Annotated in this window: 15 protein-coding genes and 1 tRNA gene; 12 read left to right on the forward strand and 4 right to left on the reverse strand. The window is 55.1% G+C overall.

Annotation, left to right across the window (positions count from 1 at the left end):
• Positions 1 to 116: 116 nt before the first annotated feature.
• Positions 117 to 193: transfer RNA gene (locus ACIQZK_RS02770), tRNA-Asp, on the forward strand.
• 12 nt (positions 194 to 205) lie between these two features.
• On the opposite strand, the gene ACIQZK_RS02775 is transcribed toward ACIQZK_RS02770, so the two are convergent.
• From ACIQZK_RS02775 to ACIQZK_RS02790, 4 genes are all read right to left on the reverse strand, one after another.
• Complete coding sequence (locus ACIQZK_RS02775) at positions 206 to 442, reverse strand: DUF2842 domain-containing protein (RefSeq protein WP_395629418.1); 237 nt, start codon at positions 440 to 442, stop codon at positions 206 to 208.
• The gene (locus ACIQZK_RS02780; protein ID WP_397574809.1) at positions 439 to 1077 is read right to left on the reverse strand and encodes a 5-formyltetrahydrofolate cyclo-ligase; all 639 of its coding nucleotides are present in this window, start codon (positions 1075 to 1077) and stop codon (positions 439 to 441) included. The genes ACIQZK_RS02775 and ACIQZK_RS02780 overlap by 4 nt, the downstream gene beginning before the upstream one ends.
• 146 nt (positions 1078 to 1223) lie before the next feature.
• Positions 1224 to 1544, reverse strand: a complete 321-nt coding sequence (locus tag ACIQZK_RS02785; RefSeq protein ID WP_397574810.1) for a cell division protein ZapA — start codon at positions 1542 to 1544, stop codon at positions 1224 to 1226.
• Positions 1544 to 1729 (reverse strand): hypothetical protein, encoded by a 186-nt coding sequence (locus ACIQZK_RS02790; RefSeq protein ID WP_397574811.1) that lies wholly within the window; start codon positions 1727 to 1729, stop codon positions 1544 to 1546. Before ACIQZK_RS02790 ends, ACIQZK_RS02785 begins: the two co-directional genes overlap by 1 nt.
• A gap of 222 nt (positions 1730 to 1951) precedes the next feature.
• Between ACIQZK_RS02790 and tkt the strand changes: the two genes are divergently transcribed.
• The 11 genes from tkt (at position 1952) to ACIQZK_RS02845 (ending at position 12164) form a co-directional block, all read left to right on the forward strand.
• Positions 1952 to 3910 carry a transketolase gene (tkt, locus tag ACIQZK_RS02795; protein ID WP_397574812.1) on the forward strand — a complete coding sequence of 653 codons (1959 nt, stop codon included), beginning with the start codon at positions 1952 to 1954 and terminating at the stop codon, positions 3908 to 3910.
• An 11-nt stretch (positions 3911 to 3921) separates the two neighbouring features.
• Positions 3922 to 4929 carry a type I glyceraldehyde-3-phosphate dehydrogenase gene (gene gap, locus ACIQZK_RS02800; RefSeq protein WP_183940587.1) on the forward strand — a complete coding sequence of 336 codons (1008 nt, stop codon included), beginning with the start codon at positions 3922 to 3924 and terminating at the stop codon, positions 4927 to 4929.
• The gene (locus ACIQZK_RS02805; RefSeq protein WP_397574836.1) at positions 4929 to 6128 is read left to right on the forward strand and encodes a phosphoglycerate kinase; all 1200 of its coding nucleotides are present in this window, start codon (positions 4929 to 4931) and stop codon (positions 6126 to 6128) included. Before gap ends, ACIQZK_RS02805 begins: the two co-directional genes overlap by 1 nt.
• Before the next feature lie 75 nt (positions 6129 to 6203).
• Positions 6204 to 7091, forward strand: a complete 888-nt coding sequence (locus tag ACIQZK_RS02810) for a fructose bisphosphate aldolase (RefSeq protein ID WP_397574813.1) — start codon at positions 6204 to 6206, stop codon at positions 7089 to 7091.
• Positions 7092 to 7162: 71 nt separating this feature from the next.
• Positions 7163 to 7786, forward strand: coding sequence for a thiamine phosphate synthase (gene thiE / locus ACIQZK_RS02815; RefSeq protein ID WP_397574814.1), 624 nt, complete (start codon positions 7163 to 7165; stop codon positions 7784 to 7786).
• Positions 7787 to 7867: 81 nt separating this feature from the next.
• A complete protein-coding gene (efp, locus tag ACIQZK_RS02820) occupies positions 7868 to 8431 on the forward strand; it encodes an elongation factor P (protein WP_183940595.1) in 564 nt (187 codons plus the stop codon).
• Positions 8431 to 9249: an inositol monophosphatase family protein gene (locus ACIQZK_RS02825; protein ID WP_397574815.1), complete on the forward strand. Its 819-nt coding sequence runs from the start codon at positions 8431 to 8433 to the stop codon at positions 9247 to 9249. Before efp ends, ACIQZK_RS02825 begins: the two co-directional genes overlap by 1 nt.
• 101 nt (positions 9250 to 9350) lie before the next feature.
• Entirely contained in the window at positions 9351 to 9725 is a 375-nt protein-coding gene (gene ndhC, locus ACIQZK_RS02830) for an NADH-quinone oxidoreductase subunit A (protein ID WP_296197889.1), read from the forward strand.
• Positions 9716 to 10252 (forward strand): NADH-quinone oxidoreductase subunit B family protein, encoded by a 537-nt coding sequence (locus ACIQZK_RS02835; RefSeq protein WP_183940602.1) that lies wholly within the window; start codon positions 9716 to 9718, stop codon positions 10250 to 10252. Before ndhC ends, ACIQZK_RS02835 begins: the two co-directional genes overlap by 10 nt.
• Positions 10249 to 10956 carry an NADH-quinone oxidoreductase subunit C gene (locus ACIQZK_RS02840; protein WP_397574816.1) on the forward strand — a complete coding sequence of 236 codons (708 nt, stop codon included), beginning with the start codon at positions 10249 to 10251 and terminating at the stop codon, positions 10954 to 10956. Before ACIQZK_RS02835 ends, ACIQZK_RS02840 begins: the two co-directional genes overlap by 4 nt.
• A 2-nt stretch (positions 10957 to 10958) precedes the next feature.
• Positions 10959 to 12164, forward strand: a complete 1206-nt coding sequence (locus ACIQZK_RS02845) for an NADH-quinone oxidoreductase subunit D (protein WP_397574837.1) — start codon at positions 10959 to 10961, stop codon at positions 12162 to 12164.
• The last annotated feature ends 270 nt before the right edge of the window (positions 12165 to 12434 follow it).

Consider the following 12434-nt stretch of genomic DNA (forward strand, 5'->3'; position numbering starts at 1 on the left):
CAATGCCGGTGGCGAATAAGCGGGGCTTGGAATTCATTTGCCCGAAAACGACCTTTTACGACAAATGCCGTTGACAGAATCTTGCGTCGCTTATAGTGCGCCCCCACCGCAAGTTAGCGGGTGTAGCTCAGTTGGTTAGAGCGCCGGCCTGTCACGCCGGAGGTCGCGGGTTCGAGCCCCGTCACTCGCGCCACTTCTCTGAATATCAGGTAGTAGGTGGTGCGCGGAACGAACCTGTTTCCATCCAGATCATTAATGGCCGCATAGGCGCAATCCAGATCACGCCAGCGATCAAATAAATGACGCTCTGCAATAATATGTGCAGTTGGCCGATGAATTCAGACGCGCTGACAATCAGCACCGACCAAACCAGAATAATCAGCAATATCGCCAGCATGCCCGCGGGCTTACGCCATGTCGGTTGCTTCTGTGGTCCATTCATAATGTTATCCAGGATTTTTCTGTCAGCACGGCATCGAGCGGGACGTCCCAAATATCCGATGCGAGTGCAGAGGTGAATTGAACCGACCAGGCAAGGCCGATGGCGATGGAATGATCCAGCACACTCAGTGCGCGATCATAATGTCCCGCACCCTGGCCAAGCCGGATGAGCTTGTCATCAAAGGCTAGCATAGGAACGAGAACTATATCGGGTTTACACTGTGGGGCCGTCTCAGCAGGCTGTAGAAGGCCGAATGCGCCCGGGACAAGGTCGTCATCGGGTGACCAGCGTAAAAACCGCATTGGGGCGCTTTTGCTGGTTACGTGGGGCAGGGCAAGGTCGCAGCCCATTGCATGCGCTTGCGCAAGGATCGCCGCGGGATCGACTTCAGATCCTTTTGCGACATAGCCCGCGACAATTTTTCCGGGCATTAAAAATTTGGCTAAGGGGCTGGGGATTTTAGAAAAGGCCAGCGATCGGTCCTGTGCCGTCAAGTTATTGACGTACGAATCGCGAATTTGCCGAAACGCGGCGCGCTGTGTTGGTTTGTCTAATATTGAAGTCACAGCATTTCCCGAAATCGGTTGGCGGAACCACCATGGGTCGTTTTCCGGAATATCCTCTGACGCCAGCACGTCAGGTGGGCACCGTGTGATCTGGACCTTAAGGTTGCCCAAATGGCCCAGGCAGGGACAGCTCCCTTAGATAAATAATCGCCTCAGGGATGTTCTCATCAGCTCGTACCGGGCAGTTCCGCCATGTTCAATATAGGCGTCTTACGTTAATTCTCAAGCCTTAGCGCCAGATTTTCTAGTCTGGAGGCCAAGCCTTCTAAAGCTTCGGCTATTTGTGATGATTTTTCCGATGTCTGAGCACTATCCGCGACAACCGGCGCTCCACTGGACACGTCATGAAGCCGGTCGGCCAGCAGCAACGCGGAAAACAACAAGCTGCGCGTTTCATTCAGCCCGGCCGAACCGCCGCCAGCCTCGCGGGCCTTTTCATCAACCATGGCTCCCAAGGCCAGCAACCGTGTTTCTTCGCCGTCATTGCACGCCACAGAATATTGGCGGCCAGCGATGGACAGTTTAACCTCAGCCATCAGTTTGCTCCTGACAATATCTGGTCGATTCCGCGAATGGCTTCCAACGTCTCTGTCTTTAAACGCTCATGGCGATCCGCCAGATCGGCGTCAGGTGTGTTCGCTGGCGCCGTAGCTAGCTTTTCTACACGCGAAAGCGCGCGTTCAATGCGGCCAATCGCAACAATTAATCGTTCATCTGCCATGACTTACATCCTTTTGATGAGACGGTGTAACAGACTAAAGATTTCATGCAAATGCATCAAAACACATTGGGTGGAAAATTCCCCGCAGGAAATGCGCGCCCGTCCCTTGACGCTTCGCGCTTGCGTCCGCAAAGGGTTCGGACCAAACGACTCGGCGGTATCGCATATGTTGTATGCGCCCGCCTCCCGCTCCCAAAGCGGAGCATTTTGTGGGGATAGAACATGACCGTTACTGATCAGCAAATGGCCAATGCAATTCGGGCGCTGGCCATGGATGCTGTACAGGCCGCAAATAGCGGTCATCCCGGCATGCCGATGGGCATGGCCGACGTCGCAACGGTACTCTATTCGAAGTTTCTGAAATTTGACCCGAAAGCCCCGCATTGGGCCGATCGTGACCGTTTTGTGCTGTCCGCGGGGCACGGTTCCATGTTCGCTTATGCGACCTTGTATCTCACGGGCTATGCAAGCCCGACCATCGAAGACATCAAAAATTTCCGCCAGTTGGGCAGCCCATGCGCTGGCCATCCAGAGAATTTTTTGATTGATGGCGTTGAATGCACGACAGGTCCGCTGGGGCAGGGCCTTGCCATGGCGGTGGGCATGGCCGTTGCCGAACGGCACCTGAATGCGCGCTTTGGTGACGATCTGGTCGACCACCGGACATGGGTTGTGGCGGGCGACGGTTGCCTGATGGAAGGCATCAATCACGAAGCCATCGGGCTTGCCGGACATTTGGGTCTCGGCCGTTTGATCGTATTCTGGGACGATAACCGCATCACGATTGATGGCGCGACTGACCTTTCGACCAGCGAAGATATCGCCGCACGCTATCGTGCCAGCGGATGGCATGTTGAGGCATGCGATGGCCATGATTTCAATGACATAGAACGCGCAATTAAAGCGTCGCTTGCAGACAATCGTCCATCGTTGATTGCTTGCCGGACATTGATCGGCAAGGGTTCGCCAAATAAGGAAGGCACAAAAGCGCCGCATGGTAGCCCATTGGGTGCAGAGGAAATCGTCGCGACGCGGGCTGCAATCAACTGGCCCTATCCGGCGTTTGAAGTTCCTGCGGATATCTTGGGCGCGTGGCGCGCAACCGGTCAGGCTGGGGCTGAGGCGCATGCCAGCTGGGCAAAGCGGCTTGCGGCTTCAAATCACGCGGAAACCTTCACAAAGACCATGTCGGGTGCGGTTGATTCCGCGTGGTTACAGCCGCATCTGGAAAGCCTGATCGCCGCGCCGCAAAATATCGCGACGCGTAAGGCATCGGAAATTGCACTGACGGCGGCAACTGCCGCGTTGCCAGATCTGCTCGGCGGGTCAGCGGATTTGACGGGTTCAAACTTTACACGAACTGTGTCGACCAACACTCTGGATAAAAACGATTATTCTGGCCGCTATGTCAATTATGGCATTCGTGAATTCGGTATGGCGGCTGCCATGAACGGCATGGCGTTGCATGGGGGTATTATCCCCTATGGCGGGACGTTCCTGATCTTCTCTGATTATTGCCGCGCGGCCATTCGGTTGTCTGCGCTTCAGGAAACCCGCGTTGTCTATGTCATGACGCATGATTCCATCGGCGTTGGCGAAGATGGTCCGACCCACCAGCCGATTGAGCAAATCATGTCGATGCGGCTTATTCCAAACCTCGACGTGTATCGGCCATGCGATACCATCGAAACCGCAGAATGCTGGGCGCTCGCTATTGAGAGCGCGCATACACCGTCGGTTTTGGCGCTATCGCGTCAAAACTTGCCGCAGTTGCGCACGGACGTCAGCGAAAATATGTCCGCCAAGGGTGGCTACCGCCTCCGCTCCGCAAAGGCGGAGCGCAAAGTCGTGTTGATCGGCACTGGTTCTGAAGTGGCTATCGCCGTTTCGGTTGCAGAGCAGCTTGAGGAAAAGGGCATTGGCGCCGACGTCGTATCGATGCCCAGCTGGGAGCGGTTCGACGCGCAGTCGGCATCCTATAAGGCCGGCGTTCTGCCGTCGGATGTGTTGCGCGTATCTGTGGAAGCGGGCACGACTATGGGCTGGGAACGCTATGTCGGTGACGGTCTTCGGATCGGTATCGATAGTTTCGGAGCATCGGCTCCGATTGATGCACTTTATGACCATTTCGGCCTGACCGCCGATAAGATTACCGCGCAAATTCTCGCTAAACTTGGCTGATTGGAGCACGCATGACTATTAAAGTAGCTATTAACGGATTTGGCCGCATTGGTCGCTTGGTGGCGCGCGCGATTTTGGAGCGTGATGACCATGATCTGGAATTGGTGGCGATTAATGATCTCGCGCCAGCCAAGGCGAACGCATTATTGTTCAAGCGTGACAGCGTGCATGGCCCGTTCCCCGGAACAGTTGAAGCCGATGGCAATGACATCATCGTCAATGGTAAGCGCATTCATGTTACCGCCGAGCGCGATCCAGCCAATTTGCCGCATGCCGCAAATGGCGTCGATATCGCTTTGGAGTGCACCGGCTTCTTCACCGACCGCGCGAGCGCAGAAAAGCATCTCGCTGCAGGCGCAAAGCGTGTTTTGATCTCGGCACCAGGCAAAAATGTCGACAAAACCGTGGTATTCGGGGTCAATCACGACGTTTTGACATCAGCCGATGTCATTGTTTCGAACGCCAGCTGCACCACCAACTGCCTCGCGCCACTTGCGAAAGTACTGAACGACGCAATTGGTATCGAGCGTGGTTTGATGACCACGATCCACAGCTACACCAACGATCAGAAGATCCTCGACCAAATCCATGATGACATGCGCCGCGCACGCGCTGCTGCGATGTCGATGATTCCGACAACGACGGGCGCTGCGCGTGCAGTTGGCGAAGTTATGCCTGAATTGAAGGGCAAGCTTGATGGATCGGCTATTCGCGTACCGACACCAAATGTCAGCATCGTCGACCTGACCTTCACGCCTGCGCGCGATACCACGAAGGAAGAAGTCAATGCGCTGTTAAAGGCGGCATCTGAAGGCGCTTTGAAGGGCGTTTTGGCCTATTCCGACGAACCATTGGTATCGATCGACTATAATCACTGCCCAGCCAGCTCGACCATCGACAGCCTTGAAACAGCGGTCATCGACGGCAAGCTTGTCCGTGTCCTCAGCTGGTATGACAATGAATGGGGTTTCTCCAACCGGATGGTGGATACCGCCGGCGTCATTGGAAAGCTGCTGTAATCATGGCTTTTCGCACGCTCGACGATCTTGGTGACATTAAAGGAAAGCGCGTATTTGTTCGCGTGGACTTGAACGTGCCGATGGCAGACGGGCGTGTGACCGACGAAACGCGTTTGCGGGCGTTGCTCCCCACAGTCAGCGAACTCGCTGATAAGGGTGCCAAGGTTTTATTGCTTGCCCATTTCGGTCGTCCGAAGGGGGCGAAGCATAGCGAAATGTCGGTGTCCATGGTTTTGGATGCGCTTCAGGCGGTGCTTGGCCGCGAAGTCATGTTCGTGCCCGAGATTGCTGGAGACATCGTCGCGCAATCCATTGGCATATTGGCGGACGGCGATATCGCCTTGCTCGAAAACACCCGATTTTGGCCGGGTGAGGAACAAAACGACCCCGAACTTGCACGTGCCGTGGCTGCAAATGGCGACTATTACGTGAATGACGCCTTTTCTGCGGCACATCGCGCGCATATGTCGACCGAAGGCCTCGCACATATTTTGCCAGCCTATGCTGGCCGTTCGATGGAAGCGGAGCTGAAGGCGTTGGAAGCTGCGCTTGGTTCGCCGGAGCACCCGGTTGCTGCCGTTGTGGGCGGCGCAAAGGTATCAAGCAAACTCGATGTACTAAACAATCTGGTGAAACAGGTGGATCATTTGATCATCGGCGGCGGCATGGCGAACACCTTTCTCGCTGCCCGCGGCATCAATGTTGGCAAGTCGCTGTGCGAACATGATCTTGCCGACACCGCGAATGCGATTCTGGATGCAGCAGACGTTGCAGGCTGCACGGTGCATTTGCCCTATGACGTCGTGACGTCAGTCGAATTCCGCGCAAATCCGCCCGTGCGCACGGTCAATGTACATGAAGTGGCGGCGGATGAAATGATCCTGGATGTCGGTCCTGCGGCGGTTGAGGCGTTGGCGGATGTGCTTAAAACATGCCGGACTTTGGTCTGGAATGGACCGCTCGGCGCATTTGAGATGGAGCCATTTGACGCGGCGACGGTCTCATTAGCGCGCACAGCGGCTGCGCTGACGCGTGAAGGTTCGCTTGTGTCGGTCGCGGGCGGTGGCGATACGGTTGCGGCGCTTGCCCATGCTGGTGTGACGGAGGATTTCACCTTTGTTTCGACCGCTGGCGGCGCGTTTTTGGAATGGATGGAAGGCAAACCGCTTCCGGGCGTGGATGCTTTGAATATAATTTAAACATGCGGGGCCTTGCCCCGTTTTTTTCTGATGGTAATGCATACGTATGCAGCGCCAAGATACAGGGAAGAGCGGATGAACGACCAAGAGATGTTCGAAAAAGTAGCGACGGCAACAGGCTTTATTGCTGCGCTTGACCAAAGTGGCGGTTCTACGCCCAAGGCGCTTCGTGGCTATGGTATCGAAGAAGATGCTTATGCGACCGAAGAAGAAATGTTCGGACTCATCCATGACATGCGTTCGCGCATCATCACATCGCCAAGCTTTTCGGGCGACAAGGTTTTGGGTGCCATCTTGTTTGAGCGCACAATGGACGGCGATGCGGACGGCAAGCCAGTGCCAGACGCGCTGCGCGATCGTGGCGTCGTGCCCTTTTTGAAGGTCGATAAGGGCCTTGAGGACGAAGCTGACGGCGTTCAGATGATGAAGCCAATGCCAGATTTGGATGCCCTGCTTCAGCGCGCGAAAGCAAAGGGCGTTTTCGGAACGAAAAAGCGCTCGGTCATTAACAAAGCCTCGCCAACGGGTATCGCCGCAATCGTGCAGCAACAATTTGAAGTGGCGGAACAAATCCTCGCCCACGGCCTGATGCCAATCATTGAGCCTGAAATTAACATCAAAAGCGCCGACCGTGCGCAAAGTGATGTCATCCTGCGCAACGAAATACTGAAAGCGCTCGATACCGTTTCGGGCGACAATAAGGTGATGTTGAAGCTGTCGATTCCTGCTGAGGCGGGCACCTTTGACGCGCTGGTGAGCCACCCACGCGTACTGCGCGTTGTTGCGTTGTCCGGTGGATTTGCACGGCCTGAGGCTTGCGCAGAGCTTGCCAAGAACAAGGGCATGATCGCCAGCTTCTCGCGCGCATTGTTGGAAGATTTGCGGCACCAGATGACACCGGCTGAATTTGATGCTGCGCTCGGTGGTGCAATTGACGAAATTCACGCCGCGTCGGCGACATAAGTTTGGAGAGGGGCCGGTGGCAAATGCGCAAGATGTTTGCCGCCGGCCTTAAGCCCCGCTAAGAGCGCGGCATGAAAGAATTTCCCTGCCAATTATATCTGATCTCGCCGACAAATGTTGGCGGAGATTTCCCGCAAGCCCTTGAATCCGCCCTGTCTGCCGGGGCCGTCGCGGCTTTCCAGTTTCGCGTCAAAGATTTGGACCAGCATGAAGCTGCGGCCTTAGCCGAACCATTGCAAGCCATATGCGCTGCGCATGATGTCGCGTTCATCGTCAATGACAGCGTCGCGCTTGCCAAACGGCTGAAGGCCGATGGCGTGCATCTGGGGCAGGGCGATGGCGACGTTCGTGAAGCGCGCGAGACGCTTGGCCCTGACGCACAGATTGGCGTTACTTGCCACAACAGCCGGCATCTCGCGATGGAGGCGGCAGAGGCTGGCGCGGATTATGTTGCCTTTGGCGCATTCTTCCCGACGACGACCAAAAAGGTCGATCATGTCGCCGAACTCGACACCTTACAGAAATGGACGTTTGTGACGGAAGTGCCATGCGTTGCGATTGGCGGCATCACGCCTGACAATGCGAAACCGTTGATTGATGCGGGCGCGGATTTCCTTGCCGTTAGCGGTGCTGTGTGGAACCATCCGCAAGGGCCTGCCGAAGCGGTAAAGGCGTTCAACGCACTGCTTGCCTAATTGCGCTGTCGTCGTTAAAGGCCGCGTCCAACGGCACGTATTTGCGTGCCTGCTCTTTCCATCTGTTAAGCGAGTGCTCTCATGAAAATCAACGCGGTTGAAATCAAGCCGGGTAATATTCTGGAATATGAAAACGGTCTGTGGCGCGTGGTGAAAACCGCGCATACCCAGCCGGGTAAGGGCGGCGCTTATATGCAGGTTGAACTTAAAAACCTGCGCGATGGTCGTAAGAACAACATTCGTTTCCGTTCGGCCGAAAGCGTCGAAAAGGTTCGTCTTGATCAGAAAGACTTCCAGTTTTTGTATGCCGAGGGCGACAATCTGGTGTTCATGGACAAAGAAACCTATGATCAGGTAACGTTGCCAACGGATTTGTTGGGTGACGCTGCGGCATTCCTTCAGGACGGCATGGACGTTGTCATGGAAATGTATGACGACGAAGCATTGTCGGTTGCATTGCCAGACCAGATCGAAGCGACAATTGTTGAGGCTGATGCCGTTGTTAAGGGACAGACAGCGTCGTCGAGCTACAAGCCAGCGATCTTGGATAACGGCGTGCGCGTTATGGTGCCGCCATTTATCAGTGCGGGTACGCGCATTGTCGTCGACGTTTACGAACGGGAATATGTCCGGAAGGCCGACTAATGCCAGCGCTTACCGGTCTGTTGACCATAATGGAAAAAGCTGCCCGTAAAGCGGGTGGCAAATTGCGCCGTGACTTTGGCGAGATCGAACATCTGCAGGTTTCGCAAAAGGGACCGGCAGACTTTGTGTCGAAGGCCGACGAGCGCGCAGAAGATACGATCTTCCGTGAACTGGAAATCGCGCGTCCCGACTGGGGCTTCTTGATGGAAGAAGGCGGCGAAATCGCAGGGGCAGAGGGCAAACCGCGCTTCATCGTCGACCCGCTTGATGGCACCAGCAACTTTCTGCACGGTATTCCACATTTTGCGATTTCGATCGCGGTGCAGGATCCAAAGCCCGATGGTTCGGGTTGGGGCGATATATTTGCTGGCTTGGTCTATAATCCGATCACCGACGAAAGCTTTTGGGCGGAGCGCGGCAAGGGTGCCTGGCTTGGCAACCGCCGCCTGCGCGTGTCGGCGCGTCGCCAGTTGAATGAAGCGCTTATCGCCACGGGCACACCGTATAAGGGGCATGGCGACTTTGACGAATGGGGTAAGATTTTTGCTGCCATCGGTCCATCGGTCTCCGGAATTCGGCGCTTTGGTGCGGCCAGCCTCGATCTCGCTTGGCTTGCCGCAGGACGCTATGATGGCTTTTGGGAAAGCGGTTTGTCGCCTTGGGATACGGCTGCGGGATGCCTGCTGGTGCGTGAAGCAGGCGGGTTTGTAACCGACTATCGCGGACGTAGCCCGCATATCGCGGACGCGCAGGTTTTGGCGGCAAATGACATCTTGCATAGCAAGCTGCACAAGCTGCTTGTTGGGGCGATAAAATAAAGCACTAGGAAGGCTGAAAAAATGCCGAGTCTTGGCCTTGCGGGGCGAGATTCTTATGCCTAAAAGCGCCGCAACTTACGGGGTCCTGAAGCGAGTCTGATATGACTGATTTGTCGCAATATTTGCCCATTCTGCTTTTTCTGGTGGTCGCGCTCGCGCTGTCGTCAGCGTTTGTGTTTTTGCCGATGGGCGTATCGCGCCTGACCGGCACACATAAACCGACCGAGGCAAAGCTTACCGAATATGAATGTGGCTTCCCCGCATTTGAAGATTCGCGCAGTCAGTTTGATGTCCGCTTTTACCTTGTCGCGATCTTGTTCATTATTTTCGACCTTGAAGCCGCATTTTTGTTTCCTTGGGCGGTTAGCTTGGGTGAAACAGGCTGGATTGGTTGGGGCACCATGATGCTGTTCCTGTTCGAACTGGTCATTGGCTTCATTTACGCATGGAAAGTGGGAGCACTCGAATGGGAGTAATCACACCCGCACTGACGGACGCGCAGGCGCCCGACGCGGCCTTCTTCAAGGATATTGAGAGCGAAGTGAACGACAAGGGCTTTGTCGTTTCGTCGACCGAAGACCTGTTCAATTGGGCGCGCACCGGTTCTTTGTGGCCAATGACTTTTGGTCTGGCATGCTGTGCGGTCGAAATGATCCACGGCTATATGCCGCGTTATGACTTTGAACGGTTCGGGATAGCGCCGCGCGCGTCACCGCGCCAATCGGACGTGATGATTGTGGCCGGTACGTTGTGCAACAAAATGGCCCCGGCCTTGCGCAAGGTATACGACCAGATGTCGGAGCCGAAATATGTCATTTCCATGGGCAGCTGCGCCAATGGTGGTGGCTATTATCATTATAGCTATAGCGTTGTGCGTGGGTGCGACCGTGTTGTCCCTGTGGACATCTATGTACCAGGATGCCCGCCAACAGCTGAGGCATTGTTGTACGGCATTATGCAGCTTCAGCGCAAAATCCGTCGCGTAGGGACAATCGAACGGTGAGCCATTCCGCGCCCCTTATTCACACGCCTGATGGCACGATCGCGGCCATCACCAAAGCGCTTGGCGCCAATTTGGTATCCATTGAGGAAGCCAATGGCGAAGTCGCCGTGCACATCCACCGGGACTCGCTCGTTGAATGCATGATCCAGCTGCGCGACGAATGCGCCTATCAGCAGCTGATGGAGATCGCCGGCGTTGACTGGCCTGATCGTGATCCACGGTTTGAAGTGGTCTATTGCTTGCTCAGCCTGACCAAGAACCATCGTATTCGCGTGCATTTGGTCACCAATGAAGATGATGCGGTCCCATCTGTGACGGGTATTTGGCCTGTTGCCGGATGGTTGGAGCGTGAAGTGTTCGACATGTACGGCGTGCTGTTTTCGGGCAATTCCGATCTGCGCCGCATTTTGACCGATTATGGCTTTTCTGGGCATCCACAGCGTAAGGATTTCCCGTTGTCCGGCTATGTTGAGCTGCGGTATTCTGAAGAAGAAAAGCGCGTCAAATATGAGCCGGTCCAACTGGCGCAAGATTTCCGCAACTTCGATTTCCTCTCGCCGTGGGAAGGTGCAGATTATGTTCTGCCCGGCGATGAAAAAACCGGTGAGGCCCCCGCCGCGCCAACGGGCGCAGACAAAATAGCGAACAAGGAAGCGGTTAAGCGGACAGCGCGCAAGCCAAAGGCGACGGGAGACAAAGCATGAGCATGCAGCAAGATCTCGCCCCGACAACTGGCGATGAAGTCATCCAGAACTATACGATCAACTTTGGCCCGCAGCATCCTGCAGCGCACGGCGTTCTGCGTCTGGTCATGGAACTCGATGGTGAAATCGTCGAGCGCTTAGACCCGCATATCGGCCTGTTACACCGCGGTACTGAAAAGCTGATTGAATATAAAACCTATCTGCAGGCTTTGCCTTATTTTGATCGGTTGGATTATGCGTCGCCGATGGCGATGGAGCATAGCTATGTTCTGGCTGTCGAAAAGCTGCTTGATCTCGAAGTGCCCATCCGCGCACAATATCTGCGTGTATTGTTTGCCGAATTGACGCGTATCAAAAACCATACGCTGAACATCGCGCACCACATTATCGATGTTGGTGCGATGACGCCGCCCTTGTGGCTTTACGAAATCCGCGAAGACTGCATGGCGTTTTATGAACGCGCGAGCGGCGCGCGTATGCATGCGGCGTGGTTCCGCCCCGGCGGTGTGCATCAGGATGTGCCGTTAAAGCTTTTGACCGATATGGCCGAATGGCTTGATGATCGTATGCCGCGTCTGTTTGAAGATGCGATGTCATTGGTGGTCGACAACCGTATTTTCAAACAGCGTAACGTCGATATCGCGATCGTCTCTAAAGAAGACGCGATCAAATGGGGCTTTTCAGGACCAATGATCCGTGGCGCGGGCATTCCGTGGGATATCCGCAAGAGCCAGCCATATGACGTGTATGCAAAAATGGATTTTGACATTCCTGTCGGTACGCGTGGCGATTGCTACGACCGGTTCATGGTCCGCGTTGAAGAAGTGCGTCAATCGGTTCGCATTATGAAGCAATGCCTTCAGCAGATGCCGGAAGGCCCTGTCTGCAGCGACGACCGCAAGGTTTCGCCGCCAAAGCGCGCGGAAATGAAGCAATCGATGGAAGCGTTGATCCATCACTTCAAACTCTACACCGAAGGCTTCAAGGTTCCTGCCGGCAGCGTCTATGTCGCGACCGAAAGTCCCAAGGGTGAGTTCGGGGTTTATTTGGTCTCCGATGGCACCAATAAGCCATATCGCTGCAAAATTCGTCCGACGGCATTTTCGCATTTGCAGGCCATGGATTTCATGAGCCGCGGGCATATGCTTGCGGATACGACCGCGATCTTGGGCGCACTCGACATCGTGTTTGGGGAGTGTGACCGGTGAGCATAATTGGCCCGTTCATCGCTGCTTTTTTTGCCGTCCTTATCATTGGCGGCATTAGTTATTTTATCGCGTCCAAACTATACCCTGCATACTCTCCTCGGGTAGTTGCGTTTGCTTTCACTCTTGGCTTTGCCGTTGCCCGGTACAGTGATGAGGGAAGCACATTCGCCGATGGATTTGTAGCTTTTAGTCGACTGACGGGGGCCGCTATAGGGTTTTTGTCGCTCCGGTATTTCCTTTTCAGTCGCAAGGCGAAGCAAAATGGCTGAC

The organism is Sphingorhabdus sp. (genome assembly GCF_044338195.1).
Lineage (GTDB): Bacteria > Pseudomonadota > Alphaproteobacteria > Sphingomonadales > Sphingomonadaceae > Sphingorhabdus_B.

Bases quoted from the DNA above. Each gene is read 5' to 3' on its own strand.
- gap (WP_183940587.1), top strand. From the start codon at position 3,922: ATGACTATTAAAGTAGCTATTAACGGATTTGGCCGCATTGGTCGCTTG.
- tkt (WP_397574812.1), top strand. From the start codon at position 1,952: ATGACCGTTACTGATCAGCAAATGGCCAATGCAATTCGGGCGCTGGCC.
- ACIQZK_RS02845 (WP_397574837.1), top strand. From the start codon at position 10,959: ATGCAGCAAGATCTCGCCCCGACAACTGGCGATGAAGTCATCCAGAAC.
- ACIQZK_RS02775 (WP_395629418.1), bottom strand. From the start codon at position 442: ATGAATGGACCACAGAAGCAACCGACATGGCGTAAGCCCGCGGGCATG.
- efp (WP_183940595.1), top strand. From the start codon at position 7,868: ATGAAAATCAACGCGGTTGAAATCAAGCCGGGTAATATTCTGGAATAT.
- ACIQZK_RS02810 (WP_397574813.1), top strand. From the start codon at position 6,204: ATGAACGACCAAGAGATGTTCGAAAAAGTAGCGACGGCAACAGGCTTT.
- thiE (WP_397574814.1), top strand. From the start codon at position 7,163: ATGAAAGAATTTCCCTGCCAATTATATCTGATCTCGCCGACAAATGTT.
- ACIQZK_RS02835 (WP_183940602.1), top strand. From the start codon at position 9,716: ATGGGAGTAATCACACCCGCACTGACGGACGCGCAGGCGCCCGACGCG.
- ndhC (WP_296197889.1), top strand. From the start codon at position 9,351: ATGACTGATTTGTCGCAATATTTGCCCATTCTGCTTTTTCTGGTGGTC.
- ACIQZK_RS02785 (WP_397574810.1), bottom strand. From the start codon at position 1,544: ATGGCTGAGGTTAAACTGTCCATCGCTGGCCGCCAATATTCTGTGGCG.
- ACIQZK_RS02825 (WP_397574815.1), top strand. From the start codon at position 8,431: ATGCCAGCGCTTACCGGTCTGTTGACCATAATGGAAAAAGCTGCCCGT.
- ACIQZK_RS02790 (WP_397574811.1), bottom strand. From the start codon at position 1,729: ATGGCAGATGAACGATTAATTGTTGCGATTGGCCGCATTGAACGCGCG.